Origin of the sequence: Janibacter sp. DB-40 (assembly GCF_029510815.1) — a bacterium.
In the GTDB taxonomy this organism is placed as follows: domain Bacteria; phylum Actinomycetota; class Actinomycetes; order Actinomycetales; family Dermatophilaceae; genus Janibacter.
The window spans coordinates 2439869-2457813 of record NZ_CP120360.1 but is presented as its reverse complement, the minus strand read 5'-3'; the positions used below and the strand labels follow the sequence as shown (position 1 = coordinate 2457813).

Genomic DNA, 17945 nt, shown 5'->3' with positions numbered 1-17945 from the left:
GGGTCAGCTCCCGGCGGCGGCCTGGGCGATCTCCTCCCGGCTGGCCCGGGGCATGACGCTCCACGCGACCCACCCGATCGCCCCGAGCGGGACCTCGAGCAGGTGGGTGAAGATCGAGAAGATCACCACCCCGGCCATGGACGCGGCCGGGTCGGCGCCCCAGGCGACGAGGGCCGCCACGGTGCCGGCCTCGGTGACCCCGAGCCCGCCCGGCGTGACCCCGACCGCGGTGAGCAGCCGCCCGATGGCGTACGCCGCGAAGAGCTGTCCGAAGGGCAGCTCGACCCCCGTGGCGGACATGCACAGCAGGAAGAGCACGTAGTACAGACCGAAGAAACCGACCATGCCCAGGGTCATCGACAACCACCCGGTGCGCACCGTCTCCGCGACCTGCGCCCGCAGCCCGGTCAGGCCGCGCTCGGCCGCGTCGGTGTGCCCGCGCCGGACGAGGCGCACCAGTCGGTCCAGTCCCCGCCCGACGCTCCGGGCACCCGCATCGGTGACGACCGCGATGACGAAGAGCGCCAGCACGACGGCGCCGGTGACGATCGCGGCCCAGGCCGCCTCCCGCATCGAGGGCGGCAGGTCCACCGCGCCCCAGGACAGGCCGATGATCGCGATCACCGGCAGCGCGGCGCGGGCGAGGACGTTCCACACCCCGGTGACGACCGCCATCGTCGTCACGCTCGTGACGGTGAACCCCCACGACTTGGCGATGTAGTAGGTGGCGGCCAGCCCCACGGCGCCACCGCCGGGAAGCAGGTTCGAGACGGAGGAGCCGCAGACGTTGAGGATCAGGGCCCGCGGGTGGCTCAGCCCGGGCATGGCCCCGGTCATCACGAATGTGTAGCAGTACAGGCCGGCGACGATGAAGCCGGTGTAGAGCACCGCCTTCCACGGTGAGACCCCCGCGAGCACGTCGCCGACCTCGCCCCAGGTGGTCTGCGCGAAGAAGGGCAGGCCCCACCACAGCAGGACCACCGCGAGGCCGAGGCCGAGGACGACCTGGACGACGCGGCGGACCGTGCGCCGACGGTCGGTGGTCGTGCTCATGCCAGCCCCTCGAAGACATCGGTGCGCGTCGTGCCCGCCGGTGCCGCCGGGTCGACGAACCACTCCCGGCGGAAGACGAGGTCGTAGAGGGGGCGGGGGATGCGCCCGAGCATCCCGAGGGTGCGGTCGCCGCCGCCGGTGTCGGCGGCCTGGCTGGCGTGGGCGCGCATCGCGGCTCGCTTGGCCCCCGCGAAGCGGCGCACGGGGATGCGGTGGGTGATCTCGGCCGTGGCGCAGAAGGCCCGGTCGAAGCCCGCGCGATCGAACTCGGGCGGGAAGCGGTAGATCCTGGCGACGAGGTCGATGGCACGACAGAGCAGGTCGCGCGGGACGGTCGCCCACAGCACCGTCACCGGCAGGCCGCGCTCGCGGGCCAGCTCGGCGGCCCGGGACCCGACCTCGTGCACGCGCACGTGGTCACGGTGGCCGTACCCGCCGTTGGGGTCGTAGGTCGTCAGGACATCGGCCCCCTCCTCCAGCAGGACCGTGGCGACTGCTTCCGCAGCCTCGTCCAGGGGCACCCGGACGAACCGGCGGCCACCCGGGGGGTCGGGAGGGACCTCCACGCCGCTGCCGCTGTCGGCGTGACCGAGTGCCACGGTGCGGGCGACCCCGAGCGCGGCGGCGCTCGCCACCAGCTCGCGGCCACGGGTCGAGGCGAGGGCTTCCCCTTCGCCCCGTAGGTGGCCTCGTCGGTCAGGCCGAGCGCTCCGTCCGTGGCGACCACGAGGACGACCCGGTGACCCTCGGCCGCGGCCCGGGCCATCGTGCCGGCGGTCAGCAGGGCCTCGTCGTCGGGGTGCGCGTGGAGGACCACGAGGGTGCGGCGCGAGACTGATGGGTCCATCGAGAAGAACTGTCCCACACGCCCCGCGTGGCACTCTGGGGAGCGTGAAGGTCGCCCTGCTCTCGGATTGCTACCCCCGCGCACCGGCGGGATCGAGTCGCAGGTGAGCGACCTTGCCGTGCGGCTGCGGGCCGCCGGGCACGAGGTCGAGGTCTTCACCGCGACCCGTGGGGCGAAGGGGGAGCGCGGCGGGGTCGTCGAGGAGGTCGACGGAGTGCCGGTGCACCGGATGGCGCTCCACCTGCCGGGTGACCTGCCGGTCAACCCGATGGCGCCACCGGTGGTGCGGGGCCGGCTGCAGGACGACGGATTCGACGTGGCGCACGTGCACCTGGGGGTGGTCTCCCCTTCGGGTGGGACATGGCCCGGGTGGCCACGGGGCTGGGGATGCCCACGGCACTGACCTTCCACTGCGTGCTCGACAAGGGAGCAGCCGTGCTGCGCCCGGCACTGCGGACGTGGACGGGGCAGGGCGCCGTGCTGTCCGCGGTCTCGGAGCTCGCGGCCAAGGGGTGCACCAGGCGATCCCGGGCGTGCCCGTGGGCGTCGTGCCCAACGGCATCGACCCCCGGGCCTGGCCGGTCGGACCGGTGTGGCCGACGACGCGGCCGCTCCGGGTCGTCACCGCGACCCGGCTGGCCCCCGCAAGCGGGTGGGGGCGTTGCTGCGCGTGGTGGCCGACGCGCACGCCCGGCTCGGGCCGGGCGGCGTGGTGCTCGACGTCTTCGGTGAGGGCCCGATGGGCACGCTGCTGGAGTCGCGCAGCGCCGCGCTCGGACTCGACGATGTCGTCCGGTGGCGGGGGACGGTCCCACGCAGCGAGCTCGCGCGCCACTACCGCGATGCGGACGTCTACCTCTCGCCGACGCGTCTCGAGGCCTTCGGCATCGCGGCCCTGGAGGCACGGACCACCGGGCTGCCCGTCGTCGCGCGCGCCGACTCCGGGGTGGGTGAGGTCGTCACCGACGGGGTCAGCGGTCTGCTCGCCGCCGACGACGCCGGGCTCACCGACGCGCTCGTGCGCCTCGGCGCGGACGCGACCCTGCGCACCCGCATCGCGGGGCACAACGTCAGCACGCCGCCGAGCCAGACGTGGGAGCACGTCGTGGACCTCGTCCTGGATGAGTACCGACGGGCGGGAGCATGAGCGTCGTCGTCGTGGCCGGGGACGGGCGCTGGCCGCTGCGCCACGGCCAGGACCCGGTGGACCTGCTCGCCGAGAACGGCTGGGCCGGGGACCCCGTGCACGCGGCACTCGGCGCCGACGGACGGATCGAGGTGCACTACGACGGCGTGGCGCTCGACGAGCCGAGCGCCCCGGTGCCGATCGGTCAGGGGCAGCACGCGACACGCGTCCACCAGCGTGTCGCGGCCTACGCGGTCGTCGTCGACGAGGACCGGTTGCTCATGTCCCGCCTCGCCGACTGGATCCGTGGCGCAGCCGGGCTGTGGACCCTGCCCGGCGGAGGTGTCGAGCCGGGGGAGGAGCCGCTGGACGCAGTCGTGCGCGAGTGCCACGAGGAGACCGGGCAGCGCGTGGTCGTCGACGAGCTCGTGCAGGTCCAGTCCCAGCACTGGTACGCAGCCGGCGCGGACGAGGACTTCCACGCCGTGCGGCTGATCTACCGGGCCCACTGCCGGCAGCCGACGCGGCCCCGGGTCGTGGAGGTCGACGGCTCGACGGAGGACGCGGCGTGGGTGCCGATCGACGGGCTCGAGGCCCTGCCGCAGACGTGGATGATCGGGATGGCACTGCCGCACGTGCGGGTGGATGCGGGGCGCTGAGCGGGATTCGGGGAACCTCCTCGGCCCACTTAGGGTGTGGGCATGGAAGCCCTGCGTCTCGTCCTCTACATCCTCCACATGCTCGCGATGCTGGCCATCGTGGTCGCCCCCTTCGTCGCCGGCCGCGTGCACGTCATCCAGACCTGGGGCGCCCGCATCCAGCTGCTCCTCGGGCTCGGGCTCACCGGGATCGCGGAGGCGGGTGACGACCCGGTCAACCACGCCAAGATCGGTACCAAGCTCGTCATCATGCTCGCCGTCCTCGCCTGCGCCGAGATCGGCAACGGCCGGAGCAAGCGCGGTGAGAACGGCCGCACCCTCGCGCTCGTCGCAGCCGCGCTCGCGGTGGTCAACGCGCTCATCGCCTTCCTGTGGTGAGCTGAGGCAGTCACGCCCGACGGGCCGGTCCCACTCGGGGCCGGCCCGTCGGGCGTCTGACCACCGCGTGTCACGCGGCAGTTCACCGCGAACACAACCACCATGTGGCCCGACCACGTCACGCGGACAACGAACTGCCGCGCGACACGCCCACCCGTTGGCGCACCACCCACGCGATGACCTCCCGCACCCACTCGGGATGGAACATCACGTGCTCCCAGGCGAAGCGCAGCACCACCCACCCGGCGACGGTCATCTCGTTGTAGCGGTGGCAGTCGCGCACGATGTCCCCGCGTGACGCGTGGAACTCGTGACTGTCGGCCTCCAGCGCGACGCGGGGCCCGTCCGCGCCCACGTCGGCGTGCAGCACGCGACCGTCGCGCAGCGTGATCGGCGCCTGAGGAGTCCAGAGCTCGTCGGTCGCGTCGATCGCCAGAGCGCGGAGCCCCGACTCGAAGGGGTTGGCCGCGTCGCCGGAGGCCAGCTGCAGCACCCGGGTCGCACGGGCTCGTCCGGTACGGGGGAGCACGGTGGCCGCACGGTCCAGGTCCGCGCGGGTGAGCGCCTGCGAGCGCAGGGCGGAGTCGGCGACGCTGAGGCTCTCCGGCAGCGACAGGTCTCGGGCGCAGTCGATGACCGTCTGCAGGACGGTCGTCGCCGGACCGTCGAGGAGGTCGGGGTCCAGGGACCGGAAGCGAAGGTCTACGTCCTCGGGTACCGGCAGGCTCCGACGACGGGAGATGACCGCCTCCGGAGGGTCGGGCGCGTGCAGCACCTTGAGTCCGTGGTGCAGCGCAGCGCTGCGGTGGCTGAGCACCGCCCCGATCGAGGCCACCCGTTCGGCCGGCTCCGCCAGTGGCATGCCGTACACACCGCGCCGGTGCCTGACGACCTCGCCCCTCCCCAGCGCGGCCTTCAGCGTCCCGGCGGTGACGACGTCGAGCAGCTCGGTGCGCGTGGCCGTGCCCCCGGACTGGGCCAGATGGAGGGAGATGACGCTCATGGCTGCAGCCTTGCAACTCGCGGCCCATTCACTTCGGCGTTCTCCACAGGGTGTGTCACGCGGCAGTTCGCCGCCCGCGAGGTGCCGAACCCGCATGTGCTCGTCGCTCGCCCACCGAACTGCCGCGCGACACGCACGGGGCCTAGGGGATGAGCAGCAGCTTCCCGGTGGTCGCCCGGCCCTCCAGCGCGCGGTAGGCCTCGGCCGCCTCGGCGAAGGGGTAGCGCCCACCGATGGCGATGTCGAGCCTGCCGGAGTCGACCTCCTCGAAGAGCTCACGCCCGCGCACCATCAGCTCCTCCCGGTCGGCGATGAAGTGCGCCAGGCTCGGACGGGTGACGTAGAGCGACCCGCCGGCGTTGAGTCGTTGCAGGTCGAAGGGGGGCACCTGCCCGGACGCGCCACCGAAGAGGACCATGGTCCCGCGGGGACGCAGCGACGCCAGCGACTCGTCGAAGGTCGCCTTGCCGACCCCGTCGTAGGCGACGTGGACCCCCTTCGCCGCACCGAGGCGGTCGGCCGCCTCCCGGACCGCTCCCGACAGGTCCTCGACCTCGGAGTAGTCGATCGTCTCGAGCGCGCCGCGCGAGCGGGCGATCTCCAGCTTGGCCGCCGACCCGGCGGTGGCGATGACGTGGCCGCCCCGGTTGACGATCATCTGGGTCAGCAGCTGACCGACCCCGCCGGCGGCGGCGTGCACGAGGGCGACCGTGCCCTCCTCGACGCGGTGTACGTCGGTCACGAGCGCGTGCGCCGTCATGCCCTGCAGCGTCGCGGCGGCGGCCGTCTCCAGCTCGACGCCGTCGGGGACGGGCAGCAGCTTCTCCGAGTCGGCGAGCACCGTGCCGGCGTGCAGGCCGATGGTCATCGACCACGCGACCCGGTCCCCGACGGCGACGGCGGCCCCCTCGCCGACGGCCCGCACGGTCCCGGCGGCCTCGAAGCCCTGCACGTACGGCGGATCGGTCGGGTAGATGCCCTCACGCTGGTACGCGTCGATGAAGTTCACCCCGCCCGCGGCGACCTCGACGAGCGCCTCACCGGGGCCCGGTGCCGGCACCTCACGCTCCTGGACCTCGAGGACCTCCGGTCCTCCGTGGCGGGTGACGACGAGCGCAGTGGTGGTGGTCATGCCCTCACGATAGGAGACGCGGGTCACAGGGAGGCGATGACCTCGTCGAGCATCGCCTGCGTGAGCTTGCCGGTGAAGGTGTTCTGCTGGCTGACGTGGTAGCTGCCGACGAGCGCGACCTCGCGACCCTCGGGGGTGCGCAGGGTGGCGCGGGCGCCGTGCCCGAACCTCGGCTTCGGCCGCGGGACCTCCCACCCGGCGTGGCGCACCCCGGCGATCGTCGTGTCCCACCCGATCGAGCCGAGGCACAGGATCGAGCGCACGTGCGGTGCGCTGAGCGCGAGGTCGGCGTCGAGCCACGGCGCGCAGGTGCGCTTCTCCTGCGTGGTCGGCTTGTTCTGCGGCGGGGCGCAGCGCACAGGGGCGATGATGCGCACGCCGTCCAGCGTCAGCCCGTCGCCCGCGGCCCAGGACCGGGGCTGGCTCGCGTAGCCGGCGCGGTGCAGAGCCGCGTACAGCCAGTCCCCGGATCGGTCGCCGGTGAAGTTGCGGCCGGTGCGGTTGGCGCCGTGCGCGGCGGGGGCCAGGCCGACGATGACCACGGGGGCGTCGACGGGCCCGGCTGCGGGCACCGGACGACCCCAGTACGGCTCGTCGGTGAAGGCGGCTCGCTTGGTCAGGGCGACCTCCTCCCGCCAGGTCACCAGGCGCGGGCACGCGCGGCACACCGAGATGCGGGCGCCGAGCTCGGTGTCGCCGAGCGCTCCCTTCGCCAACCGGCGCACCTGCGCGGCGGTGCGGGCCACGGGGGTCCCCTCGGTGGCGGGGTCGTCCGGCCACCCGGTCCCCGGCTCCACCGGCGAGGCGAAGGGGGCACCCGTCACCGGGTGGGGGAGGCGGACTGGTTCAGGCACCCGCCCACGATAGCCAGCGGTTGCAGGGCAGTCGGATGCTCCTCGGGGAAGCCGTGGCACAAAACCGGCACGACGCACCCTCGCAGGAGCATGATCAGCACACGAGCAGATCGACCGGAGGACCGACATGGCGCACCACCTGCACACGGAGATCGAGATCGATGCCCCACCAGCGAGGGTGTGGGGCATCCTCACCGATCTCGGCGGCTACTCCGACTGGAATCCCTTCATCACCTCCGCCACGGGCACCGTCGCCACGGGTGAGCGGCTCGTCAACCGGCTCGAGCCGCCCGGCGGCAAGGCGATGACCTTCAGGCCCACGGTCACCGAGGTCGACGAGGACCGCGCCTTCGAGTGGCTCGGGAGGCTCGGCCTGCCCGGCCTGTTCGACGGGCGCCACCGCTTCGTGCTCGTCCCCCAGGGCGACGGCACTCGACTGATCCAGTCGGAGAGCTTCACCGGCATCCTGGTGCCGCTCCTGAGGAAGAGCCTCGACGGGGGCACCCGCGCGGGGTTCCGGGCGATGAACGTCGCCCTCAAGGCCCGCGCCGAGGCGGTGACGCGCGGAGGTGCCGGGTCAGCACCGTGAGCGGCCGACGGCCGCCCGCGTCGGCAGGGGCCATGGAGTCGGGCGTCCAGACACCACCACGGGGGCGCTGCGCATCCCGGCGCCGTGGGGCAGTGGCACGCTGGGCCCATGGCCATCGACGAGGAGCTGGCGGAGCGGGTGCGCACCGCGCTCCACGACCGTGGCATCGGTTGGGAGGAGCAGCGGATGTTCGGTTCGCTGATCTTCCTCGTCGGCGGGGCCATCGTCCTCGGTGCCCGTGACGGCGGTGGGCTGCTCGTGCGGTGCGACCCCGCCGAGACCGAGGCGCTGCTGACCGGGGCGGGGCACTGGTACGCCCAGCCGGCGCGGATGGGCAGGCGGGAGATGAGCGACAGCTGGATCGACGTCTCACCGGACGCGGTGACCGACGACGCCGGCCTGGCGCACTGGGTCGACGCGGCGCTGCGTCGCTGACCTCAGGGGGCGACCGGGCTCGGCTGCCCTCCGGTGACCCTGACCAGCTGGTCGAAGCTCGTGGGGTAGACCGTCCGGGCGTGCCCCGCTGCCGCCCACACCTCGTCGAAGCGGTCGAGCTCGGTGTCGACGACGGTCCGCACGGGGGCGGGGTGACCGAGGGGAGCGACGCCACCGATGACCTGGCCCGTCGCCGCCCGGACGGTCTCCTTGGACGCTCGCGCGATGGTGCCGCCCAGGCGTTCGCCGAGCCACTCGGTGTCGACGCGGTGCGCCCCGGACGTGAGGACGAGGAGCGGCTCGGCGTCGAGGGTGAAGACGAGGGAGTTCGCGATCTGCCCGACCTCCACGCCGAGGGCGGCGGCTGCGAGCGGCGCGGTGGTGACGGCGTCGTCGAGCCAGACGATCCCGGGGCGCAGGTCGTGCTCGGCGAGCGCGGCGACGACCCGGTCCACCGCGGGGTGCGACGAAGTGACCATGGGCCGATCCTAGGAGCCCCCGTCCTCGACGATCTCGTCCCGGTCGGCCCACTCGAGCAGCGGGGTCAGGTCGTGGGCCGCGTCGTCGATCGACGCGTGCAGGTCACCCAGGCGCGCGACGCGCTCCGGCACCGTCGCGATCGTGCAGTCCGCCGGCTCGACGTCCTCGACCTCGTCCCACGTGATCGGCGTCGAGACCGTCCCCTCCGGGTTGCCGCGCACCGAGTACGCCGCCGCGATCGTGTGGTCGCGGGCGTTCTGGTTGTAGTCGACGAAGACCGCCGAGGGGTCGCGGTCCTTGCGCCACCACTCCGTGGTCACGTCCTCCGGCGCCCGCCGCTGCACCTCGTGGGCGAAGGCGAGCGCCGCCCTTCGCACCTCCGCGAACTCCCACCGCGGCTCGACCCGCACGTACACGTGCAGCCCGCCACCACCAGAGGTCTTGGGGTAGCCCACCATCCCGAGCTCGTCGAGCACCTCGCGGCACACCCCGGCCACCCGCCGCACCCGGGCGAAGGGGGCGTCCGGCATGGGGTCGAGGTCGATCCGCCACTCGTCGGGTCGGTCGACGTCGTCGCGCCGGACGTTCCAGGGGTGCAGCTCGACCGTGCTCATCTGCACGGCCCAGATGATCTCGGCCAGCTCGGTGGGGCACAGCTCGTCGGCGTGCAGGTCGTAGCGGGGGAAGTGCAGGCGCACCGTCGAGACCCAGTCCGGGGCGCCCTTCGGCAGTCGCTTCTGGTGCACCTTGGTGCCGGCGACGCCCTTGGGGTAGCGGTGCAGCATCGTCGGCCGGTCGCGCAGCGCCCGCAGGATCCCCTCGCCGACGGCGATGTAGTAGTGCGCCAGGTCGAGCTTGGTCTCGCCGCGGGCCGGGAAGTACACGCGGTCCGGGCTGGAGATGCGCACCTCGCGCTCGCCCACGGTCAGGTGGACGTCCTCGCCGTGCTCCTTGGCCATGGACCGAGCGTATGCCCGACTCACCCGATGACGGCGCCTGCGGGACGGTCGGTCGCGATCGTCGGCACCCAGTAGCGGCGTCTGCCGGCGCGCGAGTCCTCGTACTCGCCCCCGGCGCGCTCGATCGTCGTGCGGGAGGCGGCGTTGTCCTCCTCGCAGGTGATGAGCACGCGGTCCATCCCCATCTCGCCGGCCAGCTCGAGCGTCTGGCGCAGGGCCGTGGTGGCGTGGCCCTGTCGACGGGCCGAGGGGCGGATCGAGTAGCCGACGTGGCCACCCTGCTCGAGCAGGACGTCGGTCAGCTCGTGCCGCAGCGCGATCGAGCCGAGGTACTCGTCGTCGTCGCCGACGATCCACAGGAAGGTGCACGGGACGTGGCCGCTCGGCCGCGGTGTCTCCGGCAGCTCGGCGGCGCGCCGGTCGCGCACGAAGCGCCGGAACTCGTCCGGGTCCTCCAGCCCCTCCCGCGTGAAGGCGAACCCCGCGAACCCCGTGGCCGGGTCGGCGGCCTGCTCCCAGTCGCCGTCACCGTCGCGGTGCGCGCCGTCGAACTCGTCGTGGGCGGCGAGGTAGGAGCGCTGGTAGCGGGCGTCGGGGCGAACGATCTGGGCCATCCGTCGATCGTATGTCGCGCCGGCGCGGTGCCACACTGGGGGTTTTGAGCGAAGGGAGTGTGGCCCGTGGGCCTCTATCGTGATCACGTCCTGCCGCGGCTGGTCGACCGGTCGTGCGGCATCGCGGCGACGGAGCCGCACCGGCGCCGGGTGTGCGCCGATCTGCACGGCGAGGTGCTCGAGATCGGCTTCGGGTCGGGACTGAACGTGCCGTTCTACCCACCGGCCGTCACCCGGGTGCACGCGGTCGAGCCGAGCGACCTGGCCTGGCGCCTGGCCGCCGACCGGGTGACGGCCAGCGGACTCCCGGTGGAGCGGACCGGGCAGGACGGGCAGCACCTGCCGCTCGCCGACGACACCGTCGACTCGGCATTGGTGACGTGGTCCCTGTGCACGATCCCGGACCCGGTCGCGGCCCTGGAGGAGGTGCGGCGCGTGCTCCGGCCCGGGGGCACGCTGCACGTCGTCGAGCACGGCCTCGCCCCCGACGCGGGCGTGCGCCGGTGGCAGCGCCGGCTGGAGCCGATCCAGAAGCGAGTGGCCGGCGGGTGCCACCTCACGCGGCAGCCGGCGGTGATGCTCGAGGCGGCCGGGTTCACCAGTGCCGAGCTCGACCACTTCTACATGCCGGACGCGCCGCGACCCCTCGGTGCGCTCTCGCTCGGGACCGCGCACGCCTGAGGCCGACGACGGGGGGCTCACCGCGCCCGGTGCCCGCTGCGCGCGCACCGGGGGTCCGCGGACAGCGAGCGGGGGTCGGCGAGGGAGCCGGGGCCCGGGAGGGAGCGAAGGGGGTGTCACCCCCGCGACGTAGGCTGGAGGGCGACATGAGCAGCCTTTTCGACGACCTCCCCGATGCCCTGCCCGGCGACTGGACCCGGGAGGTGACCGACTCCGGAGTGCCCACCTGGGCGATGTCCGACGAGGGTCCCACCCGCGCCGCCCATGCCCACCACCGCGCGCCCCACGAGGTGGACCACGAGGAGCTCCTGGCCGGCCTCAACGACGCCCAGCGCGAGGCCGTCGTCCACGACGGCGGACCGCTGCTGATCATCGCCGGTGCCGGCTCCGGCAAGACCCGGGTGCTCACCCACCGCATCGCGCACCTGCTGGCGACCCGTGGTGCCCAGCCCGGTCAGGTGCTGGCGATCACCTTCACCAACAAGGCCGCCGCCGAGATGCGTGAGCGGGTCGAGGAGCTCGTGGGCCCGCGGGCGCGGGCGATGTGGGTGATGACCTTCCACTCCGCCTGCGTGCGCATCCTGCGCCGCGAGGCGACCAAGGTGGGGATGAGGAGCAACTTCTCCATCTACGACGCCGCCGACAGCCAGCGACTCGTCGCGCTCGTCATGCGCGACCTCGACCTGGACCCCAAGCGATTCCCGCCGCGGTCCTTCGGCCACCGCATCAGCAACCTGAAGAACGAGCTGGTCGACGAGGAGGAGTTCGCCCGCAGCGTCTCGATCGACGAGGACGCCCAGACCGGCGGGACCCCGCAGGACCGCACCCTCGCGCAGGTCTACAGCGAGTACCAGCGCCGGCTGCGCCAGGCCAACGCCCTGGACTTCGACGACATCATCATGACGACGGTCAACATCCTGCAGGCCTTCCCCGACGTCGCGGAGCACTACCGCCGGCGCTTCCGCTACGTGCTCGTCGACGAGTACCAGGACACCAACCACGCGCAGTACCAGCTGGTGCGCGAGCTCGTGGGGGGCCACGACGACCCGGCGGGACGCGATCCCAAGGCGGTCGAGCCGAGCGACCTCGTCGTCGTCGGTGACGCGGACCAGTCGATCTACGCCTTCCGCGGCGCCTCGATCCGCAACATCATCGAGTTCGAGCAGGACTACCCGGACGCCCGCACGATCATGCTCGAGCAGAACTACCGCTCGACCCAGACGATCCTCACCGCCGCCAACGCCGTCATCGAGCGCAACGAGTCCCGCCGCAAGAAGGACCTGTGGACGCAGGCGGGCCCGGGCGAGCAGATCGTGGGCTACGTCGGCGACAACGAGCACGACGAGGCCTCCTTCGTCGCCAAGACCATCGACGAGCTGCACGACGAGCACGGCGTCCGTCCGGGGGACGTCGCCGTCTTCTACCGGACCAACGCGCAGTCGCGGGCCATCGAGGAGGTCTTCGTCCGCGTCGGCCTGCCCTACAAGGTCGTCGGCGGCACCCGCTTCTACGAGCGGCGCGAGGTCAAGGACGCGCTGGCCTACCTCCACGTCCTCGCCAACCCCGCCGACACGGTCAACCTGCGCCGGATCGTCAACGTCCCCAAGCGAGGCATCGGCGACCGCGCGCTGCTCGCGGTCGGACAGCTCGCCGAGCGCGAGCGCATCCCCTTCGTCGCCGCCCTCGGCCGCGCCGAGGACGCGCCGGGCATCGCCACCCGGTCGGTGAAGTCGATCGCGGGCTTCACCTCGCTCCTCGAGGGCCTGCGGGAGCAGCACGAGAGCGAAGGGGGGATCGGTGACCTCCTCGAGTCGGTCCTCGAGCGCACCGGTTACGTCGCCGAGCTGCAGGCCAGCCGGGACCCGCAGGACGAGACGCGGCTGGAGAACCTCGCCGAGCTCATCGGGGTCGCGCGCGAGTTCGACGCGACCCGGGAGGCGACCGGCGAGGTGGTCAGCCTGGACGACTTCCTCGAGCAGGTGAGCCTCGTCGCCGATGCCGACGAGATCCCTGACGAGCCCGCCGACGGGGACGGTGCCGAGGCCGGGACCGACCAGGGGGTGGTCACCCTGATGACGCTCCACACGGCCAAGGGCCTGGAGTTCCCCGTCGTCTTCCTCACCGGCATGGAGGACGGCACCTTCCCCCACAGCCGCAGCCTCGGCGACACCAAGGAGCTGGAGGAGGAGCGCCGGCTCGCCTACGTCGGCATCACCCGGGCCCGCGAGCGCCTGCACCTGTCGCGGGCCGCGGTGCGCAGCGCCTTCGGCACGCCCCAGTACAACCCGCCCTCGCGCTTCCTCGACGAGATCCCGGAGCAGCTGGTGCGGTGGGAGCGCACCGGTCCGCCACTCGGGGGCCTGGGTGGCTCGCGCGGTCCCGGGCGCGAGCCCGCCGTGGCCCGGCTGGCGGCCCGGCCCGGTGTGCGCTCACCGGGCAACCGGCCGATCATCGCGCTGGCCGACGGCGACAAGGTCACCCACGACAGCTTCGGTCTCGGGACGGTCGTGCGCGTCGAGGGTGCCGGCGACAAGGCGATGGCACACGTCGACTTCGGGGGAGAGGACGGGGTCAAGCGCCTGCTGCTGCGCTACGCCCCGCTGGAGAAGATCTGAGGCGTCAGAGGATCCCGCGCTCGGTCAGCCAGCCGGTCGGGTCGACCGGCTCGCCGCCGCCGGGACGGATCTCGAGGTGGAGGTGCGGACCGGTCGAGCGACCGGTGTTGCCGGAGTAGGCGACGGTCTCGCCCGGCGCGACCTGCTGGCCGACCGAGGTGGCGACCGAGGAGAGGTGCCCGTAGCGGGAGACGGTCCCGTCGGCGTACTCGACGTCGATGTAGATGCCGTAGCCGCTCATCGGACCGGCACCGATGACCGTGCCCTTGCCCATCGCGCGCAACGGGGTGCCCACGGCCGCGCCGTAGTCGAGACCGCTGTGCATCCGTCCCCACCGGAAGCCGTAGCCGGAGCTGAGCGATCCGCTGGCCAGGGGGCGTGCCCAGGCGTTAGCGGCCTCCCTGGCCTCCTTCTCCGCCTTCTCCTTCTCGGCCTTCTTCTCGGCGAGCTCCTTGCGCTCCTTGTCCCGGTCGGCGCGCTCCTGGGCCCTTTCGGCCCTGACCTGGCTGGCGACGACGTCGTCGGAGACCGCGCGGCGGCGCTCGGACAGGCCGGAGGAGTCACGGGAGGCGGCGGCGACCTCGGTCCGCACGGCCTTGGTCAGCTGTGGGTCCTCGAGCATCGTGCTCGCGCCGAGGGTGTCGCCGGCCTGCTGCGTGACCTCGGCCGAGAACGGGGAGGACTGGGCAGCGGTGGCTCCGACGGCGGTGAGCGCCAGGGTCACGGCGGCAGCGGTCGGCAGCGCGTAGGCGGGGGAGAAGCTCTTGGGCAGGCGGGAGCGGCGCTCGATCGCACGCCGCTCGGCGCGTGTGGGAGGACGGTGTCGACCCGTGTACTCAGTCATGGAAAGGCGTCGTCCTCGGCAGGGAAATCGCGGACAAATCTCCGAAAACCCTAGCGTGACCATTTCGTTACGCGAAATTGGGGTCCCGCTCTCGGCCGGGATCCGCCGGAGGATCGCCGCCGGATCAGGCCGAGTGCGGTGAGATGTGCGTCACCGACGCGGTGGGGTCCCCGTCGCTGTCCAGCTGGGTCAGGCTGCGGGCGATGCGGTGGACGACGCTCGGCAGGATCGGCAGCGAGACGTGGCCCACGCCGCGCAGCCGGACGTTCGTCGTCGTGACGCCCTCCTGCTCCAAGGAGGCGTTGACTGCGGGGATGACCGCCTCGTCGGTGTCGGACCAGAAGGCGACCACGCGGGTCCGGCACCCCGGGGCCGGCTGGTTCAGCTCCCTCATCAGCGGGCTGGCCGGCCGCAGCTGGCGGCCCAGCGGGGTCGGGGCGATGTGCGCCAGGAGGGTCCCGGAGTGCGGGGACCCCAACGTGACGAGGGTGTGCACGCGCTCGTCGCCACCGAGGCGGGTGACGTAGTAGCGGGCGATCACTCCGCCGAGGCTGTGTGCCACGACGTGGATGCGCTCGTACCCGGTCTCCTCGACGATCGCCTCGATCTCCTCGGCCAGCTGGATGGCGAGGGTGCGCACGTCCTTGGTGCGGAACGAGTAGTTCATCGCGAAGACCTGGGAGAAGCCGCGGCGCAGGAGTCCGCGCCGCAGCAGCGTGAAGATCGAGTGGTTGTCGGCCAGGCCGTGCAGCAGCAGGATCGGTGTCCCGAGCTCGGTGACGCCGGAGACGTACATCCCGCGCTGCATGGGTGAGAGGTGCTCGATGCGGTAGCCCTGACCGACCGGGCCGTGGCGCGGGCGCCGGGCGCCGAAGGGATAGAGCGAGAGGTGCGTCGAGGCCCAGACGAGCTCGACGGCGGCGAAGACCGCCGCCTGCACGGTGGCCATCTGCCGCACCTGCTGGCACACGCCGGTGCGCAGCGAGTGCGGCGCCGGTGCCGCTTCGCTGCTCTCCTCGGCGTTCTTCGTCGATGCCTGCTGCAGAGCCATGGTGACCGCAAGGTAACCCTGTGTTCACCACCGCGCGCAACAGCTGAGACCGGTCCGTGATGGACGCTTCAACCGCCCGGGATGGACCGGACGTGCCGTGGTCTCTCCCCGGGCGCTAGTCTCGACCCGCACCCCGTTACCACAGCAGAGGACGGAATCACCCTCGTGGATCTCTTCGAGTACCAAGCACGCGACGTGTTCGAGAAGCACGGCGTCCCGGTTCTTGCCGGCGCCGTCGCCACCACCCCGCAGGAGGCGCGAGCCGCCGCCGAGACCATCGGCCAGAAGAGTGGCGGCGTCACCGTCGTCAAGGCCCAGGTCAAGACCGGAGGCCGTGGCAAGGCCGGCGGCGTCAAGGTCGCCAAGACCGTGGACGAGGCCGAGGCGCACGCCGAGGCCATCCTGGGCATGGACATCAAGGGCCACACGGTCCACAAGGTCATGATCGCCCAGGGCGCGCAGATCGCCGAGGAGTACTACTTCTCGATCCTGCTCGACCGGGCCAACCGCACCTACCTCGCCATGTGCTCCGTCGAGGGCGGCATGGAGATCGAGCAGCTCGCCGTGGAGCGTCCCGAGGCGCTCGCCCGCATCGCCGTCGACCCGAACGTCGGCATCGACGACGCCAAGGCGAAGGAGATCGTCGAGGCCGCGGGCTTCGAGGCCGCCGACCAGGCCAAGATCGCCGACGCGATCAAGAAGCTGTGGGTCGTCTACCGGGACGAGGACGCCACCCTCGTCGAGGTCAACCCGCTGGTGAAGACCGAGCAGGGCGAGATCATCGCGCTCGACGGCAAGGTCACCCTCGACGGCAACGCCGACTTCCGCCAGCCCGACCACGCCGAGCTCGAGGACACCGCCTCGACCGACCCGCTCGAGGCCAAGGCCAAGGAGCTGGGGCTGAACTACGTCAAGCTCGACGGCAACGTCGGCATCATCGGCAACGGCGCCGGCCTGGTCATGAGCACCCTCGACGTCGTCGCCTACGCGGGCGAGGACCACACCGGCGGCGCGGCCAAGCCGGCCAACTTCCTCGACATCGGTGGCGGTGCCTCGGCCGAGGTCATGGCCAACGGCCTGGACGTCATCCTGGGCGACGAGCAGGTCAAGTCCGTCTTCGTCAACGTCTTCGGTGGCATCACCGCGTGCGACGCGGTGGCCAACGGCATCGTCGGTGCCCTGAAGACCCTCGGCGACAGCGCCAGCAAGCCCCTCGTCGTCCGTCTCGACGGCAACAACGTCGAAGAGGGCCGGCGCATCCTCGCCGAGTTCAACCACCCGCTGGTGTCCATCGCCGACACCATGGACGGCGCTGCCCGCAAGGCCGCCGAGCTGGCCGCGAAGTAAAGGACGTAGAGAACAGACATGGCAATCTTCCTCACCGCTGACTCCAAGGTCATCGTCCAGGGCATGACCGGCTCCGAGGGCATGAAGCACACCACGCTCATGCTCGCCGCCGGCACCAACGTCGTGGGCGGCGTCAACCCCAAGAAGGCCGGCCAGAGCGTCGACTTCCCCGACGGCCAGTCCGTCCCCGTCTTCGGCTCCGTCGCCGACGCGATGAAGGAGACCGGCGCGGACGTGTCGGTCATCTTCGTGCCGCCGGCCTTCGCCAAGTCCGCCGTCGTCGAGGCCATCGATGCCGAGATCGGCCTCGCGGTCGTCATCACCGAGGGCATCGCGGTCAAGGACTCCGCGGAGTTCTACAACTACAGCAAGGGCAAGGCCACCCGGATCATCGGACCGAACTGCCCCGGCCTGATCAGCCCCGGCCAGTCCAACGCCGGCATCATCCCGGCGAGCATCGCCGGCGCCGGCCGCATCGGCCTGGTGTCGAAGTCGGGCACGCTCACGTACCAGATGATGTACGAGCTGCGTGAGTTCGGCTTCTCCACGGGCGTCGGCATCGGCGGCGACCCGGTCATCGGGACCACGCACATCGACTGCCTCGAGGCCTTCGAGAACGACCCCGAGACCGACGCGATCGTCATGATCGGCGAGATCGGCGGCGACGCCGAGGAGCGCGCAGCCGACTACATCAAGGAGCACGTGACCAAGCCCGTCGTCGGCTACGTCGCGGGCTTCACCGCTCCCGAGGGCAAGACGATGGGCCACGCCGGCGCCATCGTCTCCGGCTCGTCGGGCACGGCCGCCGCCAAGAAGGAGGCCCTCGAGGCCGCCGGCGTCAAGGTCGGCAAGACGCCGTCCGCGACCGCCGACCTCATGCGCGAGATCATGCAGGGCCTGAGCAAGTAGGACCTGGCCCGAGCCTCGAAGGGGGCCGACGACCACGCGGTCGTCGGCCCCCTTCGTCGTCCGCGGGTACCGGCGCGGATGCTGACGGGATCCCGGTTGCGGGCCCTCGCGGCCGGCTGGGCCCCCACGGAGCGCCTGTGAGCGGACCCACGTGCCGCGATCGCGGGCGGGCGGGGTATCCTCGGAAGCGTACGAACGAACGTCGTACGCGTGCTCCGGGGTCGGTGAAAGTCCGAGCCGGCGGTGACAGTCCGCGAACTCCTCGTCCTCACGGAGGGGGAGCCGAGCTGGTGGAACTCCAGCACCGACGGTGAAAGTCCGGATGGGAGGCAGCACGCGGTGGCGCCGCCGTGCTGCGTGGACCTCCAC

19 protein-coding genes, 1 pseudogene and 1 riboswitch are annotated in these 17945 nt (G+C 72.3%); of the genes and pseudogenes, 10 read left to right on the top strand and 10 right to left on the bottom strand.

From position 1 onward, the window contains the following. Positions 1–3: 3 nt before the first annotated feature. Together PVE36_RS11685 and PVE36_RS11680 are read right to left on the bottom strand one after the other, a co-directional pair. Positions 4–1053, bottom strand: coding sequence for a lysylphosphatidylglycerol synthase transmembrane domain-containing protein (locus PVE36_RS11685; RefSeq protein WP_277452533.1), 1050 nt, complete (start codon positions 1051–1053; stop codon positions 4–6). Beyond that, positions 1050–1819: pseudogene (locus PVE36_RS11680) on the bottom strand (PIG-L family deacetylase). The gene PVE36_RS11685 and the pseudogene PVE36_RS11680 overlap by 4 nt, the downstream one beginning before the upstream one ends. Before the next feature lie 55 nt (positions 1820–1874). On the opposite strand from PVE36_RS11680, the gene PVE36_RS11675 reads away from it, so the two are divergent. The 4 genes from PVE36_RS11675 (at position 1875) to PVE36_RS11660 (ending at position 4063) form a co-directional block, all read left to right on the top strand. After that, positions 1875–2303: a glycosyltransferase family 4 protein gene (locus tag PVE36_RS11675; protein WP_277452531.1), complete on the top strand. Its 429-nt coding sequence runs from the start codon at positions 1875–1877 to the stop codon at positions 2301–2303. A gap of 189 nt (positions 2304–2492) precedes the next feature. Then, positions 2493–3047 (top strand): glycosyltransferase, encoded by a 555-nt coding sequence (locus tag PVE36_RS11670; RefSeq protein ID WP_277452530.1) that lies wholly within the window; start codon positions 2493–2495, stop codon positions 3045–3047. Beyond that, complete coding sequence (locus PVE36_RS11665) at positions 3044–3685, top strand: NUDIX domain-containing protein (RefSeq protein WP_277452529.1); 642 nt, start codon at positions 3044–3046, stop codon at positions 3683–3685. The genes PVE36_RS11670 and PVE36_RS11665 overlap by 4 nt, the downstream gene beginning before the upstream one ends. A 42-nt stretch (positions 3686–3727) precedes the next feature. Further along, positions 3728–4063, top strand: coding sequence for a hypothetical protein (locus PVE36_RS11660; RefSeq protein ID WP_277452527.1), 336 nt, complete (start codon positions 3728–3730; stop codon positions 4061–4063). Between the two features lie 118 nt (positions 4064–4181). Here the strand turns inward: PVE36_RS11660 and PVE36_RS11655 are convergent, their stop codons facing one another. The 3 genes from PVE36_RS11655 to PVE36_RS11645 all read right to left on the bottom strand — a co-directional run bounded on the left by PVE36_RS11655 (position 4182) and on the right by PVE36_RS11645 (position 7052). Beyond that, entirely contained in the window at positions 4182–5066 is an 885-nt protein-coding gene (locus PVE36_RS11655; RefSeq protein ID WP_277452525.1) for a hypothetical protein, read from the bottom strand. A 142-nt stretch (positions 5067–5208) separates the two neighbouring features. Beyond that, the gene (locus PVE36_RS11650) at positions 5209–6198 is read right to left on the bottom strand and encodes a quinone oxidoreductase (protein WP_277452523.1); all 990 of its coding nucleotides are present in this window, start codon (positions 6196–6198) and stop codon (positions 5209–5211) included. A gap of 23 nt (positions 6199–6221) precedes the next feature. Then, the gene (locus PVE36_RS11645) at positions 6222–7052 is read right to left on the bottom strand and encodes a uracil-DNA glycosylase (RefSeq protein WP_277452521.1); all 831 of its coding nucleotides are present in this window, start codon (positions 7050–7052) and stop codon (positions 6222–6224) included. A gap of 127 nt (positions 7053–7179) precedes the next feature. Between PVE36_RS11645 and PVE36_RS11640 the strand changes: the two genes are divergently transcribed. Together PVE36_RS11640 and PVE36_RS11635 are read left to right on the top strand one after the other, a co-directional pair. Beyond that, the gene (locus PVE36_RS11640; protein ID WP_277452518.1) at positions 7180–7641 is read left to right on the top strand and encodes an SRPBCC domain-containing protein; all 462 of its coding nucleotides are present in this window, start codon (positions 7180–7182) and stop codon (positions 7639–7641) included. Between the two features lie 108 nt (positions 7642–7749). Then, the gene (locus PVE36_RS11635) at positions 7750–8076 is read left to right on the top strand and encodes a TfoX/Sxy family protein (protein ID WP_277452517.1); all 327 of its coding nucleotides are present in this window, start codon (positions 7750–7752) and stop codon (positions 8074–8076) included. A gap of 2 nt (positions 8077–8078) precedes the next feature. Here PVE36_RS11635 and PVE36_RS11630 read toward each other — a convergent pair whose 3' ends face one another. The 3 genes from PVE36_RS11630 to PVE36_RS11620 are packed head-to-tail and all read right to left on the bottom strand — an operon-like array spanning position 8079 to position 10129. Beyond that, complete coding sequence (locus PVE36_RS11630; RefSeq protein ID WP_277452515.1) at positions 8079–8555, bottom strand: YbaK/EbsC family protein; 477 nt, start codon at positions 8553–8555, stop codon at positions 8079–8081. 9 nt (positions 8556–8564) lie between these two features. Then, positions 8565–9515, bottom strand: a complete 951-nt coding sequence (gene ligD, locus PVE36_RS11625; protein WP_277452513.1) for a non-homologous end-joining DNA ligase — start codon at positions 9513–9515, stop codon at positions 8565–8567. A 20-nt stretch (positions 9516–9535) separates the two neighbouring features. Then, entirely contained in the window at positions 9536–10129 is a 594-nt protein-coding gene (locus PVE36_RS11620; protein ID WP_277452512.1) for a GNAT family N-acetyltransferase, read from the bottom strand. Between the two features lie 66 nt (positions 10130–10195). Between PVE36_RS11620 and PVE36_RS11615 the strand changes: the two genes are divergently transcribed. Together PVE36_RS11615 and pcrA are read left to right on the top strand one after the other, a co-directional pair. Further along, positions 10196–10810 carry a class I SAM-dependent methyltransferase gene (locus tag PVE36_RS11615; RefSeq protein WP_277452511.1) on the top strand — a complete coding sequence of 205 codons (615 nt, stop codon included), beginning with the start codon at positions 10196–10198 and terminating at the stop codon, positions 10808–10810. Between the two features lie 146 nt (positions 10811–10956). Then, on the top strand, positions 10957–13425 hold the full coding sequence (pcrA, locus tag PVE36_RS11610) for a DNA helicase PcrA (RefSeq protein WP_277452509.1): 2469 nt from the start codon (positions 10957–10959) through the stop codon (positions 13423–13425). Positions 13426–13429: 4 nt separating this feature from the next. Here the strand turns inward: pcrA and PVE36_RS11605 are convergent, their stop codons facing one another. Beyond that, the gene (locus PVE36_RS11605) at positions 13430–14269 is read right to left on the bottom strand and encodes a M23 family metallopeptidase (protein WP_277452506.1); all 840 of its coding nucleotides are present in this window, start codon (positions 14267–14269) and stop codon (positions 13430–13432) included. 124 nt (positions 14270–14393) lie between these two features. Beyond that, positions 14394–15320 (bottom strand): alpha/beta fold hydrolase, encoded by a 927-nt coding sequence (locus PVE36_RS11600; RefSeq protein ID WP_277452505.1) that lies wholly within the window; start codon positions 15318–15320, stop codon positions 14394–14396. A gap of 165 nt (positions 15321–15485) precedes the next feature. On the opposite strand from PVE36_RS11600, the gene sucC reads away from it, so the two are divergent. Further along, a complete protein-coding gene (gene sucC, locus PVE36_RS11595; protein WP_277452502.1) occupies positions 15486–16667 on the top strand; it encodes an ADP-forming succinate--CoA ligase subunit beta in 1182 nt (393 codons plus the stop codon). An 18-nt stretch (positions 16668–16685) separates the two neighbouring features. After that, complete coding sequence (gene sucD / locus PVE36_RS11590) at positions 16686–17576, top strand: succinate--CoA ligase subunit alpha (RefSeq protein WP_277452499.1); 891 nt, start codon at positions 16686–16688, stop codon at positions 17574–17576. A gap of 206 nt (positions 17577–17782) precedes the next feature. Beyond that, positions 17783–17916: riboswitch (FMN riboswitch) on the top strand. Positions 17917–17945: the final 29 nt, after the last annotated feature.